The sequence below is a fragment of the Flavobacterium sp. 123 genome (assembly GCF_003634825.1).
In the GTDB taxonomy this organism is placed as follows: Bacteria; Bacteroidota; Bacteroidia; order Flavobacteriales; family Flavobacteriaceae; genus Flavobacterium.
In genome coordinates this window covers 1,272,918-1,291,274 of the sequence record NZ_RBXD01000001.1, presented here as the reverse complement: position 1 = coordinate 1,291,274, position 18,357 = coordinate 1,272,918, and the positions used below count along the sequence as shown (strand labels likewise).

General features: G+C 31.9%; 18 protein-coding genes. 17 read left to right on the top strand and 1 reads right to left on the bottom strand.

Annotated features, from left to right (window positions below; translation table 11 throughout):
• Window positions 1-44: 44 nt before the first annotated feature.
• Window positions 45-1,097, bottom strand: a complete 1,053-nt coding sequence (locus C8C88_RS05775) for a ferredoxin--NADP reductase (protein WP_121337197.1) — start codon at window positions 1,095-1,097, stop codon at window positions 45-47.
• A 157-nt stretch (window positions 1,098-1,254) separates the two neighbouring features.
• Between C8C88_RS05775 and C8C88_RS05770 the strand changes: the two genes are divergently transcribed.
• From C8C88_RS05770 to C8C88_RS05685, 17 genes are all read left to right on the top strand, one after another.
• A complete protein-coding gene (locus tag C8C88_RS05770) occupies window positions 1,255-2,742 on the top strand; it encodes a DUF5687 family protein (protein WP_233549315.1) in 1,488 nt (495 codons plus the stop codon).
• A gap of 36 nt (window positions 2,743-2,778) precedes the next feature.
• Window positions 2,779-3,474 carry an ABC transporter ATP-binding protein gene (locus C8C88_RS05765; RefSeq protein ID WP_121337196.1) on the top strand — a complete coding sequence of 232 codons (696 nt, stop codon included), beginning with the start codon at window positions 2,779-2,781 and terminating at the stop codon, window positions 3,472-3,474.
• A gap of 171 nt (window positions 3,475-3,645) precedes the next feature.
• Complete coding sequence (locus C8C88_RS05760) at window positions 3,646-6,186, top strand: gliding motility protein (RefSeq protein ID WP_370453788.1); 2,541 nt, start codon at window positions 3,646-3,648, stop codon at window positions 6,184-6,186.
• Window positions 6,187-6,188: 2 nt separating this feature from the next.
• Complete coding sequence (locus C8C88_RS05755; RefSeq protein ID WP_121337194.1) at window positions 6,189-6,596, top strand: polymer-forming cytoskeletal protein; 408 nt, start codon at window positions 6,189-6,191, stop codon at window positions 6,594-6,596.
• Window positions 6,565-6,792 carry an AtpZ/AtpI family protein gene (locus tag C8C88_RS05750; RefSeq protein ID WP_121337193.1) on the top strand — a complete coding sequence of 76 codons (228 nt, stop codon included), beginning with the start codon at window positions 6,565-6,567 and terminating at the stop codon, window positions 6,790-6,792. Before C8C88_RS05755 ends, C8C88_RS05750 begins: the two co-directional genes overlap by 32 nt.
• Window positions 6,793-7,371: 579 nt before the next feature.
• Window positions 7,372-8,508, top strand: a complete 1,137-nt coding sequence (gene atpB, locus C8C88_RS05740) for a F0F1 ATP synthase subunit A (protein WP_121338584.1) — start codon at window positions 7,372-7,374, stop codon at window positions 8,506-8,508.
• Between the two features lie 106 nt (window positions 8,509-8,614).
• Window positions 8,615-8,806 (top strand): ATP synthase F0 subunit C, encoded by a 192-nt coding sequence (atpE, locus tag C8C88_RS05735; RefSeq protein WP_007136870.1) that lies wholly within the window; start codon window positions 8,615-8,617, stop codon window positions 8,804-8,806.
• A 126-nt stretch (window positions 8,807-8,932) separates the two neighbouring features.
• Window positions 8,933-9,433, top strand: a complete 501-nt coding sequence (locus C8C88_RS05730) for a F0F1 ATP synthase subunit B (RefSeq protein WP_121337191.1) — start codon at window positions 8,933-8,935, stop codon at window positions 9,431-9,433.
• Window positions 9,434-9,435: 2 nt separating this feature from the next.
• A complete protein-coding gene (gene atpH, locus C8C88_RS05725; RefSeq protein WP_121337190.1) occupies window positions 9,436-9,969 on the top strand; it encodes an ATP synthase F1 subunit delta in 534 nt (177 codons plus the stop codon).
• 38 nt (window positions 9,970-10,007) lie between these two features.
• On the top strand, window positions 10,008-11,585 hold the full coding sequence (gene atpA / locus C8C88_RS05720; protein WP_121337189.1) for a F0F1 ATP synthase subunit alpha: 1,578 nt from the start codon (window positions 10,008-10,010) through the stop codon (window positions 11,583-11,585).
• Between the two features lie 71 nt (window positions 11,586-11,656).
• The gene (atpG, locus tag C8C88_RS05715; RefSeq protein WP_121337188.1) at window positions 11,657-12,517 is read left to right on the top strand and encodes an ATP synthase F1 subunit gamma; all 861 of its coding nucleotides are present in this window, start codon (window positions 11,657-11,659) and stop codon (window positions 12,515-12,517) included.
• Between the two features lie 85 nt (window positions 12,518-12,602).
• A complete protein-coding gene (locus tag C8C88_RS05710) occupies window positions 12,603-13,046 on the top strand; it encodes a GNAT family N-acetyltransferase (protein WP_121337187.1) in 444 nt (147 codons plus the stop codon).
• A gap of 102 nt (window positions 13,047-13,148) precedes the next feature.
• Window positions 13,149-14,615, top strand: coding sequence for a lipopolysaccharide biosynthesis protein (locus tag C8C88_RS05705; RefSeq protein WP_121337186.1), 1,467 nt, complete (start codon window positions 13,149-13,151; stop codon window positions 14,613-14,615).
• Between the two features lie 58 nt (window positions 14,616-14,673).
• Entirely contained in the window at window positions 14,674-15,108 is a 435-nt protein-coding gene (gene dut / locus C8C88_RS05700; protein ID WP_121337185.1) for a dUTP diphosphatase, read from the top strand.
• An 89-nt stretch (window positions 15,109-15,197) separates the two neighbouring features.
• A complete protein-coding gene (locus tag C8C88_RS05695) occupies window positions 15,198-16,208 on the top strand; it encodes a sugar phosphate nucleotidyltransferase (protein WP_121337184.1) in 1,011 nt (336 codons plus the stop codon).
• Between the two features lie 16 nt (window positions 16,209-16,224).
• Window positions 16,225-17,571: a lipopolysaccharide assembly protein LapB gene (locus tag C8C88_RS05690; RefSeq protein ID WP_121337183.1), complete on the top strand. Its 1,347-nt coding sequence runs from the start codon at window positions 16,225-16,227 to the stop codon at window positions 17,569-17,571.
• 3 nt (window positions 17,572-17,574) lie between these two features.
• Window positions 17,575-18,345 (top strand): DUF4292 domain-containing protein, encoded by a 771-nt coding sequence (locus C8C88_RS05685; protein WP_121337182.1) that lies wholly within the window; start codon window positions 17,575-17,577, stop codon window positions 18,343-18,345.
• The last annotated feature ends 12 nt before the right edge of the window (window positions 18,346-18,357 follow it).

Here is an 18,357-nt window from a genome sequence, read left to right as displayed (position 1 = left end):
ACTTCCCTTTTCAGAGAAGTTTCATTTATAGAAATAATTATCGTTTATACGTCATCAAAATCTATTGAAAGATTTTCTGAGGTCGGATGTGCTTGACAAGTCAGGATTAATCCTTTAGCAATTTCTTTATCAGAAAGAATAGAATTTTTAGTCATTTCGGCTGTTCCAGAAGTAATTCGGGCTAAACAACTACTACAAATTCCGCCTTGACAAGAATACGGAGCATCAATACCTTGTTTCAATGCAGCGTCAAGAATAGTTTGCTTTTGAGACATTTCAAAAGTCGTTTCCTCATCATCAACAAAGATGGTAATTTTAGTATGTCCTTCTAATGATTTTTCAATTTTATGCTCTTTCGCAGAAGAAGAAAACAGCTCAAATTTTATCGCTGATTCTTTGATATTCTTTTCTTTTAGAACACCAGAAACAGTATTAATCATTTCCTCAGGACCACATAAATAGAACTTATCAAATTCTAATTCTTTGTGTTTGTTGTTTAAAACAAAATTCACTACTGATTTATCAATTCGTCCAAATAATGCATTTTCTGCTTTGGCTTGACTGAAAACATAATGCACAAAAAGACGTCCTACATATTGCAATTGCAAATCGTGCAACTCTTGGTGAAAGATAGTTTCCTCAGGGGATTTATTACCATAAACTAATACAAAAGAACTTTTAGGTTCGCTTTTTAAAACCGATTTTAAGATAGAAAGCACAGGCGTGATTCCGCTACCAGCTACAAAAGCAACATAGTTTTTTTGACGATCAATTTGTGGTTCGAAAGTAAATTTTCCTTCCGGTTTCCCTACTTCAAGCACATCACCTGCTTTTAGTTTTGTATTGGCAAACTGTGAAAAAAGTCCATTTTTTACTGCTTTTACAGCGATTCTTAATTCCCCACTTTCGGGAGCAGAACAAAGCGAATACGCACGACGAATCTCTTGATTGTCTAAGGTAAGTCTAAGATTAATATATTGACCCGCAACAAAAGTATAGTTTGGTTTTAATTCCTCAGGAACATTAAAAAGTACGGAAACCGCATCTTTGGTTTCGCGTTTTACTTCTTTTATAATAAGTTTTAAAAAAGACGGCATGTGATTTATTTTTTTACAAAAGTAGGAAACGACAAATAAATGGAGATTATAATTGCCAATTTTTTTAATTAGATGTAACTTACCCAGAATATAAGTTAAAAAAAGCGTAACATTTTCTTACATTTAACTACTAATAAAAAAACATTAAAATCGTATTATGTTCAAACATTTTATTAATCTTGAGTTTAAGGCCTTTTTTCGTTCGGCAAGTTTAGGAAAAAGCATAGGTCTAAAAATAGTAATGGGGTTTGTGGCGGTTTATTTTTTACTTGCTTTTTTGCTTTTAGGAATTGCTTTGTATCCTATTTTAGAGCAAAATTTCCCCAACCAGAAACCAATATTGATTGTAAATAATTTTGTGATTTTCTGGATGGTTATTGATTTTATTTTGCGATTTTTTATGCAAAGTTTGCCAGTTATGAATATTAAACCATTGCTGGTTTTGCCTATAAAGAAAGAGAAAGTTATTCATTTTGTATTACTCAAAAGCCTGACTTCGGTTTATAATATTTTTTCATTATTGGTTATTATCCCTTTTGGGACAACGTGTATTTTGAATGCTAATTATAATATTATCAACATATTAGTTTGGATGTTGACGATGTATATTTTGACTTTGATTGTTAATTACACCAATTTTTTAATAAAGAAGAAGTTTGCTGAAAATATTAAAACCTTTCTTGTTTTTGTGGTTTTCGGTTTGGCTTTAGCGGCAGTAGAATATTTCAATATTTTTAAAATCAGCACCGCGATTGGAACGGTTTTAAACACATTGATAGAACAACCTTTATTAGTAATTATTCCAATTTTGATTTTGGCAGGAATTTACTTTTTGAATTTCAGTTATTTAAAACATAATTTTTATTTGGATAACAGCTTACAATCAAAAACGCAGCAAGTAGCAACTACAACTGATTTAGGTTGGACAAAACGCTTTGGTGAAATTGCTCCTTTTTTACAATTGGATTTAAAATTAATTTGGAGAAACAAACGACCACGAACTACGGTTTGGATGTCGTTTCTTTTTTTGGCTTACGGATTAATGATTTACACGAATCCACATTATAAAGATACACCGTCCTTTTTTGTAGTGGTGGGAATCTTGATGACAGGAATTTTTATGCTCAATTTTGGACAATTTATTCCTTCTTGGGACAGCAATTATTACGGAATGATGATGTCACAAAATATTCCCATGAAACAATATTTGACTTCAAAAGCAGGATTAATGTCGGTTTCGATTGTTATTTTAGCCATTTTGAGTACGCCTTATCTTTATTTTGGTTGGAGAATTCTAGCAATTAATTTAGCTTGTGCTACCTATAATTTGGGAGTAAATATCCCTATTTTATTATTTGCAGGTTCTTACAACAAAAAGAAAATTGATTTAGAAAAAAGTCCTTTTATGAATTATCAAGGAGCGGGCGCAACCCAATGGATTGTTGGATTGCCTTTAATGATAGTTCCTGCAATAGTTTTTTACGGCGTTTCTACTATTTTAAATTCAGAAATAGCTTTAATAGTTTTGTCATCACTTGGAATCATAGGGATAGGAATGAGAAGTTTTCTAATAGACAAAATTGCCGAAGGCTTTCGAAAAAGAAAATATGCTACTATTGAAGGCTTTAAACAACAAGAAAATTAAACCAAATCAACGAACAACCGAATAAACTTTTCTAAAATGATACGAGTAAACGAACTTTCAAAAAAATATAACGGAACAACAGTTCTAAAAATCGAAAATCTAGAAATTCCCAAAGGACAAAGTTTTGGATTAGTAGGAAATAATGGTGCTGGAAAAACCACATTTTTTAGTTTGCTTTTGGATTTAATTCAGCCATCTACGGGGTATATTATCAACAACGAAGTTCGAGTAAATAGCAGTGAAAACTGGAAACCATTCACCGCTTCTTTTTTAGATGAAAGCTTTTTAATTGGTTACTTAACACCCGAAGAATATTTTTATTTCATTGGCGATTTACGCAATCAAAACAAAGCCGATGTCGATGCTTTATTAGCGAAATATGAAGAATTTTTCAACGGTGAAATCCTTAAAAACAAAAAATATTTACGGGATTTATCCAAAGGAAATCAAAAGAAAGTGGGAATTATTGCTACACTTATTGGCAATCCTGAAGTGATAATTCTAGATGAGCCCTTTGCAAATTTGGATCCGACAACAGTAAATCGATTGAAAAAAATCATCAAAGAACTCGCCGAAAATCCCAACAGTACCATTTTAGTTTCCAGTCATGACTTACAACATACAGTCGATGTTTGTGATAGAATTGTGGTATTAAATAAAGGTGAAATCGTGAAAGATATTCAAACATCTGAAGAGACATTACAGGAGCTAGAAGCGTTTTTTGCGGTTTAAATTTCTATATTTCAAAAAGAAACGTATTTTTACAAGTGATTATACTAAAACCTTTTTTTAGAAGTTAAAGGATAAAACCGTTTCCCATTGAAAATCAATACATTTAAATACTCATATATTTTAATTTTCCTTTTTTTCTTGATAGCTTGTTCTACTAAGAAAAACACTTTTTTGGCTAGAAATTCCCACGCTTTAAGTACAGAATATAACATTTTGTATAATGGTCAAATTGCATTAGGCAAAGGAATTGAAAGCATAAAGGCGAATAGCGTTGATAATTTTTGGAAACGTTTGCCAATTGAAAGAATGCAAATCAAGGAGGATTTTACTCCTGATGGAAAAACAAAAAACACCGATTTTGAATTAGCCGAAACTAAAGCTACAAAGGCAATCCAAAAACATTCCATGAACATTGGTGGAAGCGAAAAAAATACCCAGATAGATGAAGCGTATTTGCTACTTGGGCAAGCACGTTATTATGACCAAAGATTTATTCCCGCTTTAGATGCATTCAATTATATTTTATATAAATATCCCAACAGCAGTAATATTTATACCGCAAAAATTTGGCGTGAAAAAACCAATATGCGTTTAGGAAATGATGCTTTGGTGGTTAAAAACATCAATAAACTTTTAAAAGATAAACAACTCAAAAAACAAATTTTTGCAGACGCAAATGCGTTGTTATCAGAAGCATTTTTGAATTTAGAAGAAAAAGACAGTGCTATAGCTAAATTAAAAAAAGCGGTTGACTATACCAAAATAAATGCCGAAAAAGCGAGATATAGATTTATTTTGGGGCAGTTGTATCAAGAATCAGACAAAAAGGATAGCGCAGCCTATTTCTACCAATCGGTTATTGACATGAATCGAAAAGCCGAAAGAAAATATATGGTTCAGGCCTATGCGAAAAAAGCACAATTATTTGATTATCAAAAAGACGACAAAGAAGCGTTTATAAACACCTATAACAAACTGGTTGCAGACCGAGAAAACAGACCGCTTTTAGATGTTATATTTTATGAAATGGGGGTTTTTTATGACACAAATAAAGATCAAAAATTAGCTAAGAAATTTTATAATGCTTCTCTGAAAACAGCTTCTAAAGATTTGTATTTGAATGCCTCAAATTATAGAAATCTTGGAAACATGTATTTTAAAAATACGGATTATTCAACTGCGGCAAAATATTACGACAGTACCTTAGTAAAATTAGATGCTAAAACTAGAGAATACATTTACATTCAAAAAACCAGAAAAAATTTAGATGAGGTTATAAAATATGAAGGTATTGCTAAGATAAATGATAGTATTTTGAATTTGGTTGGATTGTCTCAAGCAGATAGAATTACATATTTTGACAATTATATTGTAAAACAGAAAGCGAGTGATGATGCCAAAAGAGTTTTAGAAGAAAAGCAAAAACAAACCCAAGCCAATATTGATAGAAATAGTAAGCCAACATCTTCTTTTGAACCGAATTCAAATGTAGATTATAGCAATCCCAAAAAAGCTATAGCGACTTCTCCAACGATTAAAGATGCTTCTGTAAAAGAAAATGCTAGTGTTTTCTATTTTTATAACCCTACTACAGTAGCGTTTGGAAAATTAGAATTTAAGAAAATTTGGGGCGACCGAACTTTGTCAGGAAATTGGAGAATTTCGGGAAATTCGAATTCTATAAAACTAAATGACACTATAAATAACAATGAGGTTGCTGAAAACAAAGTTACTCCGGATAAACCAATAGAAAAATATGAGGTTAGTTTTTATCTAAAACAAATCCCAACAGAACAAGCAACAATTGAGAATATTGCCAAAGAACGTAATTTTGCATATTATCAATTGGGAATTATTTATAAAGAAAAATACAAGGAATATCCGTTAGCCATTGCTAAACTAGAGCAGTTATTAAAAAACAATCCTGAAGAAAAAATGATTCTTCCTTCCATGTATAATTTGTATAAAATGTATCAAATCACGGATGCAAATAAAGCAGCGGAAATGAAGAAAAAGATTTCTGCACAATTCCCAGATTCACGCTATGCACAGATTATAAATAATTCGAATGTGAGTAATAGTTCCGCTATTGAATCTCCAGAAGCAGCCTACAATGCTGTTTATAAATTATATCAAGACGAAAAATTTACAACTGTTTTAGAGAAATCTACTGTATTAATAAATCAATTTTCGGGAGATGAAATTGTTTCTAAAATCGAATTGCTCAAAGCAAATACTATTGGTAAGTTATACGGATTGACTGCTTATAAAAACGCCTTACAAGAAATAGCCGATAATTATCCAAATCGAGAAGAAGGTAAAAATGCACAGGAAATTTTAAATACTCAGATTCCGTTTTTAGAGCAAATGAATTTTAATAAAACAGACACTAAGAGCTGGAAAATTTTATATAAAGTTGGCGCTAGAGAAGATAAATCTACAAAAGCCATTGAAGATAAAATCAAAAAATTCATCACGGATGAAAACATTCAAAAGTTGTCTTATTCGTATGATATTTATACCGATAAAGAAAACTTTATAACGATTCATGGAATGCAGTCAGAAGAATATGCAAATGATGTTGCGTTGCTTTTGAAAGAAAATAAAAATTTCAAAATTGTTGAGCCTGCAATTGTGGTTTCAAAAGAAAACTACAAAATAATTCAAATCAAGAAAAATCTGGATACTTATTTAGCATCAAAAAACCAATAGTTATGTTTGATAAAAAGCCAAAATCATACACCGAACTTTTAGGGAAAACCAATAGAATAGTTGAAGGAACCATTATAAAAGGGAATATTATTTCGCACGCAGATTTCAGATTAGACGGCGAATTAATAGGCGATTTTCAATCTGATGGAAAAATTGTAATTGGTCCTGCAGGAAGTATCACAGGAGATATTGTTTGTAAAAATGCGGATATTGAAGGAAAGTTCAACGGCAAAATCCAAGTTTTAGAAGTGCTGAATGTAAAATCCAAAGCTAGCATTCACGGAGAGGTTATTGTTGGAAGATTATCCGTAGAACCAGGAGCTGATTTTAGCGCTTCTTGTATTATGAAAACCAACGTAAAAAATCTAATACCAAACGATGGATCAGAAACCCAACAAAAAACAATTTAATAAATGGCTAGCCCTGATTAATATTCCTATTCAAATGGGGGCAATCATCTTTCTCTTTTCCTATTTAGGAGACTGGCTGGATGAAAAACATCCAAGTCCTAAAGTGTATTATAATAAAATCCTAATAATGATAGGTGTTGTACTAGCCTTGTATAACGTTATTAGGCAAGTAAACGAAATCAATAAATCACAATAATTTCCTATTTCAAGAGCCTAAAAAGCAAGCAATATTCTTTTGTTTTTTTAGCAAAAAGTAAACACAATGAATCTAAAGCAATACAAACCTCTTTTAAGCTTACTATTACTTGTAGTTGGATCATATTTAATTCACAAAACGATTTTTTTGGTCTTTAAATTTGAAGACACAGATTTTTACTATTCATTAGAAACACTCTATCTGTTATTTTTTAGTTTTTCTGTTGTAATTATGTTGGTTTTATTAAAAATAAAACAACGAAGTTTTGACAATGTCGGAATTTCATTTTTATTAGCAACAAGCATCAAAATGATTCTATGTTTTATTATTCTAAGACCATTGTTAAAGGTTTCTAATGAAATCAACGCATTGGATAAAAAGAATTTTTTTGTGACGTTTATTCTCTTTTTGACAATAGAGACAATGCTAACGATACGGATATTAGGTAAAAAGCAATAAAAGTGTTTAAATCACTTTTAAAACATGAAAAATAATTTTTTATATTCTTTTGAATATTAATAAAAAATGTACCTTTGCACCAAATTTCAGAAACGTAATAAATTAAGATATTTAACTGTTATGGTGATTTCAAACAAACCACTTAGATTTATAATAGCGACTTTAGTAGCGTGTCTTCCTTTAATTAGTTTTGCAAATCCGGTACAGGATTCTGTAAAAGTAGAAACCGAAGTAGCTCACGAGGCATCACAAGAAGCTCATGCTGAACCAACGGATGTAAAATCTAAAATCAAAGAGTTTATTAATCATCACCTTTTAGATGCGCATGATTTTACTATTTCTGCAAATGAAGAAACTGGTGAACATTATGGTTTTTCACTACCTATTATTCTTTGGGATAATGGTTTACAAGTTTTTTCTTCTTCAAAATTCCACCATGGTGAAGAAGTTGCGGAAAGCAATGGAAATTACTACGTATTGCACCATGAAAAAATATACAAAACAGATGCTAACGGAACTTTAACCGAAGGAGAGCATGGACATCCAACTAACGTTACACCACTTGATTTATCTATTACTAAGAGTGTAGTTGGGATTTTAGGAATTGCATTTTTAATGTTTTTCTTATTTAGAGGATTAGCAAAATCATATGCTAAAAATAATGGAATTGCTTCTGGAGCAGGACGTTTCTTCGAACCTCTTGTATTATATGTAAGAGACGAAATTGCTATCCCAAACATTGGAGAAAAGAATTATAAAAAATACATGAGTTATTTATTAACTATATTTTTCTTTGTTTTCTTCTTGAATATATTAGGATTAACTCCACTAGGATTTAATGTAACTGGTAATATTGCAATAACAGCTTCATTAGCTTTATTGACATATTTAATCACTACTTTTTCCGCTAATAAAAATTATTGGGGACACATTTTCTGGATGCCAGGAGTGCCAACACCAATGAAATTTATCTTGGCACCAATTGAATTATTAGGAACAATCATCAAGCCATTTTCATTAATGATACGTTTGTACGCTAACATTTTAGCAGGTCACGTAGTTTTAATGAGTATCATTGGTTTAATGTTTATCTTTAAAAGCTGGATTGGAAGCACATTATCTTTTGGATTGGCGTTTGCGCTTTCTATCCTTGAAATATTAGTGGCTTTTTTACAAGCATATATTTTCACCATGTTATCTGCCCTTTATTTTGGTGCAGGAAATGAAGAGCATCATCATGACGAAGCTCACCATTAAGTCGAAAGTCAAACGTCGAAAGTTTAAAAGTCAGCTTGACTTTATGACATTAGACTTTACAACTTTAGACTATTAATAAGAATGTTTAATTTTTAATATATATATTATGCAAATTCCAACTATTGTAGGAGCAGGATTAATTGTAATCGGAGCAGGTTTAGGTATTGGTAGAATTGGTGGTTCAGCAATGGACGCTATTGCTCGTCAACCAGAAGCTTCAGGAAAAATCCAAACAGCTATGCTTATTGCAGCTGCACTTATTGAAGGTATTGGTTTCGCTGCGTTATTCGCATCTTAATTAAAACACAAAGACGATAGTTGCAACGGTTGGTTGCAACTATTGTTTTTAAAATTAAAACATTACAAATTGTTATTTTATAGCAATTTAAAAAGATTCATAATTTAAAATTTATAATTATATATAATGGATAAGTTAATAAATGATTTTTCGTTTGGTTTGTTTATTTGGCAAGTAGTAATATTTGTTGGATTAATATTCTTATTAAAAAAATTCGCTTGGAAACCAATTCTTGATGCAGTTAATGATAGAGAAGAAGGAATTAAAAATGCATTAGAATCAGCTGAAAACGCTAGAAAAGAAATGCAAAACCTTCAAGCAGATAACCAACGTATTTTACAAGAAGCAAGATTAGAGCGTGACAACATGCTTAAAGATGCTCGTGAAATGAAAGAAAAAATGGTTGCTGATGCTAAAAATGAAGCGCAAGCTCAAGGTCAAAAAATGATCGAGCAAGCGAAAGCAGCAATTGAAAGCGAAAAAAATGCGGCTATGGCTGAATTGAAATTACAAGTTTCAACTTTGTCATTGAGTATTGCAGAAAAAGTATTGAAAGACGAATTATCTAATAAAGAATCTCAAACTAAATTAGTAGAGAAAATGTTAGGTGACGTAAAACTGAACTAATTATGGCAAGTACAAGAGCAGCAATTCGTTATGCAAAAGCAATTTTAGATTTATCAAACTCGAAAGGGATTGCTGAAGTTGTGAATAACGATATGAAATTGATTGCTTCAACAATCAGTGGAAACTTAGAGTTGAGTACTTTTATTCAAAATCCAACTACAACAGTTGAGGTTAAAGAAAAAGCACTTTTAGAAGTTTTTAAAGGAATAAATGGTGTAACTCAAGGGTTATTTCATTTGTTATTTGAAAACAAAAGATTCGAAATTCTAGAAGCAATTGCATTAGAATACAGTAAATTATCTGACATTATGAATGGTGTTGAAGTAGCTAAAGTTACTACAGCTATTCCTATGGATGCTGCATTAGAAGCTAAAGTTTTAGCTAAAATTGCAACACTTTCAGATAAAAAAATCACTATTGAAAATATCGTAGATGCTTCAATTATTGGAGGATTTATTTTAAGAATAGGCGACAAGCAGTACAATGCTTCGGTTGCTAACAGATTACAAGTATTAAAAAGAGAGTTAAGTAATTAGTTTTATTACACATATAAGTGTCTAAATTATAAATTAAGATGGCGGAAATCAAACCTGCTGAAATTTCAGCAATATTAAGAAAGCAAGTAGAAGGTTTTGAATCTGGTGCTACACTAGAAGAAGTAGGAACAGTACTTAATGTTGGAGATGGTATTGCTCGTGTTTACGGGCTTTCTAATGTTCAATACGGAGAATTAGTAGAATTCGACAATGGTCTTGAGGCTATTGTATTGAATCTTGAAGAAGATAATGTTGGGGTGGTACTTTTAGGTGCTTCAACAGGAATCAAAGAAGGTTCAACTGCAAAAAGAACACAACGTATTGCTTCTCTTAAAGTAGGAGAAGAAATGGTAGGACGTGTAGTTAACACACTTGGTTTTCCAATTGATGGAAAAGGACCAATCGGTGGTGAATTATTCGAAATGCCTTTAGAAAGAAAAGCTCCTGGAGTTATCTTCCGTCAACCAGTTACTGAACCATTACAAACAGGAGTAAAAGCAGTAGATGCTATGATCCCAGTTGGTCGTGGACAACGTGAGTTGGTTATTGGTGACCGTCAAACAGGTAAATCAACTGTTTGTATTGACACTATCTTAAATCAAAAAGAATTTTACGATGCAGGTCAACCTGTATATTGTATCTATGTTGCTATTGGGCAAAAAGCTTCAACAGTAGCTGGAATCGCAAAAATGTTAGAAGAAAAAGGAGCAATGGCTTACACTATTATTGTTGCTGCTAATGCTTCTGATCCATCTCCAATGCAAGTTTATGCTCCTTTCGCAGGTGCTGCTATTGGTGAATACTTCAGAGATTCAGGTCGTCCTGCTTTGATTGTATATGATGATTTATCTAAACAAGCAGTTGCTTACCGTGAGGTTTCTCTTTTATTAAGAAGACCACCGGGACGTGAAGCTTATCCTGGAGACGTTTTCTACTTACACTCTCGTTTATTAGAGCGTGCTTGTAAAGTAATTGCTGATGATGGAATTGCTAAAAACATGAATGATTTACCAGATTCTATCAAAGGAATTGTTAAAGGTGGTGGTTCATTAACAGCTTTACCAATTATCGAAACTCAAGCTGGTGACGTTTCTGCATATATCCCAACTAACGTAATCTCTATTACAGATGGTCAAATTTTCTTAGATGGAGATTTGTTCAACTCTGGAGTACGTCCTGCAATTAACGTAGGTATTTCTGTATCTCGTGTGGGAGGTAATGCACAAATTAAATCAATGAAAAAAGTAGCAGGTACTTTGAAACTAGATCAAGCACAATTCCGTGAATTGGAAGCGTTTGCTAAATTTGGTTCTGATCTTGATGCTGTTACATTAAACGTAATTGAAAAAGGAAAAAGAAATGTTGAAATCTTGAAACAAGGTTTGAACGATCCTTATACAGTTGAAGACCAAGTTGCAATTATCTATGCTGGTTCAAAAAACTTGTTGAGAAATGTTCCTGTGAATAAAGTAAAAGAATTTGAGAAAGATTTCTTAGAATTCTTGAACAACAAACACAGAGCAACTCTTGATGCTTTGAAAGCAGGGAAATTAACAGACGAAATTACAGATGTAATCGAGACTGTAGCAAAAGAAGTTTCAGCAAAATATAACTAATTTAGTGAAAAGTGAAAAGGGAGTAGTTTTGACTATTCACTTTTCACGACTCACTCTTCACTATAAAGAAAATGGCAAATTTAAAGGAAATCCGTAATAGAATTACTTCCATTTCATCTACGATGCAAATTACATCGGCAATGAAAATGGTTTCTGCAGCAAAGCTAAAGAAAGCACAAGATGCAATCACAGCTATGCGACCTTATGCCGAAAAATTAACGGAATTATTACAAAACCTTTCCGCAACTCTAGACGGAGATGTAGGAGGAGATTTTACTACACAACGTGAAGTGAAAAAAGTTTTAATTGTTGCAATCACTTCTAATAGAGGTTTATGTGGAGCTTTTAATTCAAATGTAATTAAGGAAGCTAAAACACGTTCTGAATATTATGCTGGAAAACAAGTTGATGTTTTTGCCATAGGTAAAAAAGGAAACGATATTCTTAGCAAAACCCTTACGGTAGTTGATAATCAAAGCGCTGTTTTTGACAATCTTACTTTTGACAATGTGGCTGCTATTGCAGACGTATTAACTCAAAAATTTGTTTCTGGCGAGTATGACAAAATAGAATTGATTTACAATCAGTTTAAAAATGCAGCTACTCAAATTGTACAAACAGAACAATTTTTGCCTTTAGCTCCTATTAAATCAGAAAAATCAGCTTCAGCTGGTGATTATATTTTCGAGCCTTCAAAAGAAGAAATTGTATTGACTTTGATTCCAAAATCATTAAAAACACAATTGTATAAAGGGATAAGAGATTCATTTGCATCTGAGCACGGAGCTCGTATGACAGCTATGCACAAAGCAACTGATAATGCTACTGAGTTGAGAGATCAATTAAAATTGACTTACAATAAAGCACGTCAAGCAGCTATTACTAATGAAATCCTTGAGATTGTTGGTGGTGCAGAAGCATTGAACGGATAGATTTTATCTGAATAATATATTTAAAAGGTATGCGTTAGCATACCTTTTTTTTTAACTAATTTTATATCATAATATTTAAATCAGGATGAAATTGGAAATCAAAGAATTAATTACATTACCTGAAATGCTTTCTCAATTAGAAATTATTAAGCATTTATATCCAAAATTTACTGCTGAAAAATACCAGTCATATCTTGAGGAAATGGTCCCTCACAATTACAAACAAATTGCTGTGTTTGATGGCGATGTTTGTGTGGGTCTTTCTGGTTTATGGTCTGGGATTAAATTATGGTGTGGAAAGTATTTTGAGATAGATAATTTTATTGTACACCCAGAGCATCGTGGCAAAGGAATTGCAAAAATGATGACAGATTATATCCATACAAAAGCGCAAGAAAGTGGCTGTACTATGATTGTTCTGGATGCTTATACAGGAAATTTTACCGCACATCGTTTTTATTACAATCAAGGATATGCTCCTAGAGGATTTCATTTTATAAAGACTTTGGACGAGTCTGGCTTATCTTAAAAAAGCTGTTAACAAATTTGGGGTGATTCTAATTTTAAAAACAGAATTAAACCAACGAATTCGTTATTTTTGTTTTTATAAATATTAATAAACAAGACCACCTTGGGATTATATAAAAATCTTTTCAAACAGACTGCGATTTACGGGTTAGCAACCGTTTTACCCCGTATGTTGAGTTTCTTACTCGTAAGGTTGTACACAGGAATATTGCCAACCGCCGAATATGGTGAGGTTTCCATTGTATTGTCATGGATGGTTTTTTTCAACGTAATTTTATCCTACGGAATGGAAACTGCTTTCTTTCGGTTTTATAATTCTGAAACGGATAAGAAAAATGTCATTGCAACGACTACAATATCTATATTTTGGTCTTCTATTTTCTTTCTTTTTGGCGCCTTAATTTTCAGAAGTACATTGGCTGCTATGGCTAATGTTGATGTGCAGTACATAACCTATTCCATCTGGATTTTAGTTTTGGATGCATTAGTGATAGTGCCGTTTTCTAAATTGCGTGCCAATCAAAGACCGATGATGTATGCTGCAATTAAAATTGGAAATGTAGCTGTAAATTTAATTCTAAATCTTTTCTTTTTATTGGCATTGCCTAAAATTGCAGATTCAAGTCCGAATTCATTTATTGGAAATTTATACGTTGAAAATTTCGAAATAGGATATATTTTCATTTCCAATTTATTGGCAAGTTTGCTGACTTTTGTAGTTCTTTCTCCAAATTATCTTTTTCTAAAACGAAATTTTGATCGCGTACTTTGGAAAAAAATGATGAAATACAGTTTGCCTATTCTCGTTGCAGGAATTGCATTTGCAGTAAATGAGCATTTTGATAAAATTTTATTAGGATACTTGCTTCCTGAAAACATTGCAAAATCTGAAGTAGGAGCTTATTCTGCCTGTTATAAGCTTGGATTGTTTATGGTTTTATTTGCAACAGCTTTCCGTTTAGGTATTGAACCGTTCTTTTTTAGTCATTCAAATAAAGAAAACGCACCGCAAACCTATGCGGTTATTACTAAGTATTTCGTGATTTTAGGATCCTTAATATTACTTGGTGTAATTGTTTTTGCGGATGTTTTAAAACTATTACTACTTGATAATAAATCCTATTGGGAAGCAATGAAAGTGGTTCCGTTGATTATTTTGGCTAATTTTTTCTTAGGGATTTATAACAATCTTTCGGTTTGGTATAAACTTACCGATAAAACTATAATTGGCGCTTATATTTCAATTGTTGGAGCAATAGTAACATTGGTTTTGAATTATTTTTTAATCCCAAAATACAGTTATTACGGTTCTGCTATTGCCACAATTTCAGCTTATGGAAGCATGATGTTTATTTCGTATGTTTTAGGAAACAAACATTATCCGATACCGTATGATATGGAAAAAATTGGGGCTTATTTGGGAATATCAATTGGATTTTCGGTAATTTCATTTTATGGATTCCGAGAGAATTATTTCGTTGGAATTCCATTGTTGTTGCTCTTTATGTATTTTATATACCACAACGAAAAAGCAACAATATTAAGTATTGCAAAACGAAAAAAACAATAATATTTTAGGATTTTTTACTGCTATTCGTTTTAATCTTTTGATTTTTTAAAATAAAAACATGACTATAAAAATAATCAACAAATCACAGCATGACCTACCAAACTATGAAACCATAGCTTCAGCAGGAATGGATTTAAGAGCCAATTTATCAGAATCTATAACCTTGCAACCATTAGGAAGGATTATTGTAAAAACAGGCCTTTTTATAGAGTTGCCTATTGGTTACGAAGCTCAAGTAAGACCTAGAAGCGGATTAGCTGCCAAAAAAGGAATTACAGTCTTGAATTCGCCAGGAACAGTTGATGCAGATTATCGTGGAGAAATTGGGGTGATTTTAGTAAATTTATCAAATGATGTTTTTGTTATCGAAAACGGAGAGCGTATTGCTCAATTAATTATTGCTAAACACGAACGCGCTGACTGGATTGAAGTAGAAGAATTGTCTGAAACATCAAGAGGCGAAGGTGGTTTTGGGAGTACAGGAGTGAAGTAAAAACATTCAATAATTTAATAATTCAAAGATTAAAAGATTCTCGATAATTTTTAAATCTTTCAATCATTTAATCTTTTAATAAAAAACAAATGAAAATAATAGTACCAATGGCTGGACGTGGTTCCAGATTAAGACCTCACACATTAACTATTCCTAAACCATTAATTCCAATTGCAGGAAAACCAATTGTACATCGTTTAGTAGAAGATATTGCGGGAGTTTTAAATCAAGATATTGAAGAAATTGCTTTTATCATTCACAAAGATTTTGGCACTCAAGTTGAAGCCGATTTAATTGCAATTGCTGAAAAGTTAGGAGCCAGAGGAACTATTTATTATCAAAACGAAGCACTTGGAACCGGGCATGCCATTATGTGTGCTAAGGATTCTTTGAGTGGCCCAGCTGTTATTGCTTATGCCGATACTTTGATTCGTGCTAATTTCGATTTGGATCAAAATGCCGATAGCGTGATTTGGGTGAAAAAAGTAGATCAACCAGAAGCTTTTGGTGTAGTAAATTTAAACGAATCAAATCAAATCATTGAATTGGTTGAAAAACCAAAAGAATTTGTCTCAGATCTTGCAGTTATTGGAATCTATTATTTCAAAGACGTTGCTGTTTTGAAAAACGAACTGCAACTCGTGTTGGACAACAATATTATTCATGGTGGTGAATACCAAATAAATGACGGAATCAAGCAAATGATGGCAAAAGGTATGGTTTTTGTACCAGGAGAAGTTGCTGAATGGATGGATTGTGGAAATAAAAATGTAACTGTTGAAACAAATTCAAGAATGTTGGGCTTTTTGCAACAAGACGGACATAATTTAGTAGACGGCGGAGTAAAATTAGAAAACGCAACAATTATTCCACCGTGTTATATTGCTGAAGATGTGGTTTTAATTAATGCAACTGTGGGTCCAAATGTGTCGTTAGGTAAAGGTTGTCATGTAGTTGATAGTACTATCAAAAACAGTTTGGTACAAACACATTCCCATATAAAAAACGCGAATTTAGACAATGCAATGATTGGAAATCACGCTAATTTTGATGGAAATTTCACCAGTATAAGCATAGGAGATTATTCGGTATTGGAATAAAAGAGAGCATACAGCAATGAGAAAACAGACTTTAGTACTAATCTTCTTTGGGATGTTTTGCATTCCAGTTTCGCTTGTGGCGCAAACAGAACCAGAAGAAATTACTATAGTTAACAATGAGTTTCAAGATTCTTTTTATGAATCATTGCTGCAAAAAGGGATTGAGAATTACGACAAGGCTATTATTGCTTTAGAAAAATGTTTGATGATTGAGCCTAATAATGCAACGGTTTATTTTGAATTGGGTAAAAATTATTTGGCTTTAAAAAATTATCAAAATGCCTATAATTCTTTCGAACATGCCACACAGTTAGATCCTAATAATAAGTGGTTTTGGGAAGGAATGTACGATGTAAGTTATCAAACTAAAAATTATACTCAAGCAATAGCGGTGATTAATAAATTGATTCCTTTAGATCAAGGCTATAAAGACGATTTGATTTCCTTATATATGGTTACAAATCAATATGATAAAGCACTTTTATTGATTAACGAACTGAATGATAAATTTGGAAATACAGAAGAAAGAGAACTATATAAAATACAGATTTTATCCGGAGGTAAATATCAAGACGAGGAAATAGCCAATCTAATTAGCCAAATCAATAAAAATCCAAAGGAAGAATCGAATTATATTAATTTAATTTTCTTGTATTCAAAAAACAATGATTCGGATAAAGTACTAGAAATAGCTAAAAAATTAGAATTAGCAATTCCAACTTCTGAATGGGCACAAGTAAGTTTATTTAAAAGTTATTTGGACAAAAACGATGCGGTCAAGGCCATACAAGCAATGAATATTGTTCTAGCAAGTAACAAAATTGATTCAAAAATAAAGCACAGAATACTCAATGAGTTTTTAATCTTTGTCAATGTAAATCCGCAATACACAACAGATTTAGAAAAAGCAATAAGGTATTTTGATAATGATAAAGAAGTTAATGTTACTAAGGAAATTGGAAAATTTTATCACAATAAAAAGCAATGGGGAATAGCTATTAAATACTACGAGCAGTCGTTAAAAAATAGCACATCAGATGATATTGAAACCAATTTACTTTTGCTTCAAGCTTACACCGAAATAGGACAATTTGAATTGGTGTCTAAAAAAGCAACAGAAATGATGGAGACCTTCCCAACACAACCTCAATTCTATTATTATTTGGGTTTGTCAAACAATCAATTGGGACAATTCAAAAAAGCCAAAGAAGTATTGGAAATGGGATTGGATTATTTAGTGGAAGATCTCACTTTAGAAATTAATTTTAATATTCAATTAGGAGAAGCCTACAATGGTTTGGGAGATTTCAAGAAAAAAGAGATCTATTTCTCTAAAGCGAATCAATTAATAAAACAAAAATAATAGATGAATAAAATTGCCCTTTTACTACTACTTATTTTTGTAGTTTCATGTAAGTCAAAATCAGCGGTTGTAGCATCAAGTATTGACGCAACACATTTGCCGGTAAATACTATAATAGAAAATCACTACAACAATAAAAATAAATTTTCTACATTATATATAAAAGCAAATGCTCGATATGCAGATGAAAAACAGACTCAAAATGTTACGGCCGAGATAAAAATTAAAAAAGACGAGCAAATTTTAATCAGCATTCGTTTTTTAGGAATAACAATGGCCAAAGCATTAATTACACCTAATGCGGTGAACTATTACGAGAAGATTAATGGAAGTTATTTTGAAGGCGATTTCAGCGGATTGAGCAAATGGCTTGGCGCAGATTTAGATTACAATAAAATTCAAAACATGCTTTTAGGCGAAGCTTTTGATGATTTGAATACTGGAAAATACAACGAAACGTTCGCCGAACAAGTATATAGATTAGATGATTTTTCGAATGGAAATATTAAAAAATCATTCTTTTTAGATGCAACTACTTTTTTGATTCAAAAACAAGAAATAACACAAGCCGCTGAAGATCGAATGATTCAAGTAGGATATTCAGACAGTCGAGAATATAACGGTACTGTAATACCATCGAATGTATCAATAAATACGTTCCAGAAAAAAGGGAAAACCGAAATCAATTTAAATTACAATACAATCACCCTTAACGAAGAACTTTCTTTTCCATATAGTGTTCCAAATGGGTACAAAAGAATTATAATTAAGTAAATTTGCAAAAAG

Coding starts and splice junctions, on each gene's coding strand:
- C8C88_RS05690 (WP_121337183.1), top strand. CDS start 16,225: ATGAGAAAACAGACTTTAGTACTAATCTTCTTTGGGATGTTTTGCATT.
- atpB (WP_121338584.1), top strand. CDS start 7,372: ATGGTGATTTCAAACAAACCACTTAGATTTATAATAGCGACTTTAGTA.
- C8C88_RS05710 (WP_121337187.1), top strand. CDS start 12,603: ATGAAATTGGAAATCAAAGAATTAATTACATTACCTGAAATGCTTTCT.
- atpA (WP_121337189.1), top strand. CDS start 10,008: ATGGCGGAAATCAAACCTGCTGAAATTTCAGCAATATTAAGAAAGCAA.
- C8C88_RS05775 (WP_121337197.1), bottom strand. CDS start 1,097: ATGCCGTCTTTTTTAAAACTTATTATAAAAGAAGTAAAACGCGAAACC.
- C8C88_RS05685 (WP_121337182.1), top strand. CDS start 17,575: ATGAATAAAATTGCCCTTTTACTACTACTTATTTTTGTAGTTTCATGT.
- C8C88_RS05755 (WP_121337194.1), top strand. CDS start 6,189: ATGTTTGATAAAAAGCCAAAATCATACACCGAACTTTTAGGGAAAACC.
- C8C88_RS05765 (WP_121337196.1), top strand. CDS start 2,779: ATGATACGAGTAAACGAACTTTCAAAAAAATATAACGGAACAACAGTT.
- C8C88_RS05730 (WP_121337191.1), top strand. CDS start 8,933: ATGGATAAGTTAATAAATGATTTTTCGTTTGGTTTGTTTATTTGGCAA.
- C8C88_RS05770 (WP_233549315.1), top strand. CDS start 1,255: ATGTTCAAACATTTTATTAATCTTGAGTTTAAGGCCTTTTTTCGTTCG.
- atpG (WP_121337188.1), top strand. CDS start 11,657: ATGGCAAATTTAAAGGAAATCCGTAATAGAATTACTTCCATTTCATCT.
- atpH (WP_121337190.1), top strand. CDS start 9,436: ATGGCAAGTACAAGAGCAGCAATTCGTTATGCAAAAGCAATTTTAGAT.
- C8C88_RS05750 (WP_121337193.1), top strand. CDS start 6,565: ATGGATCAGAAACCCAACAAAAAACAATTTAATAAATGGCTAGCCCTG.
- atpE (WP_007136870.1), top strand. CDS start 8,615: ATGCAAATTCCAACTATTGTAGGAGCAGGATTAATTGTAATCGGAGCA.
- C8C88_RS05695 (WP_121337184.1), top strand. CDS start 15,198: ATGAAAATAATAGTACCAATGGCTGGACGTGGTTCCAGATTAAGACCT.
- dut (WP_121337185.1), top strand. CDS start 14,674: ATGACTATAAAAATAATCAACAAATCACAGCATGACCTACCAAACTAT.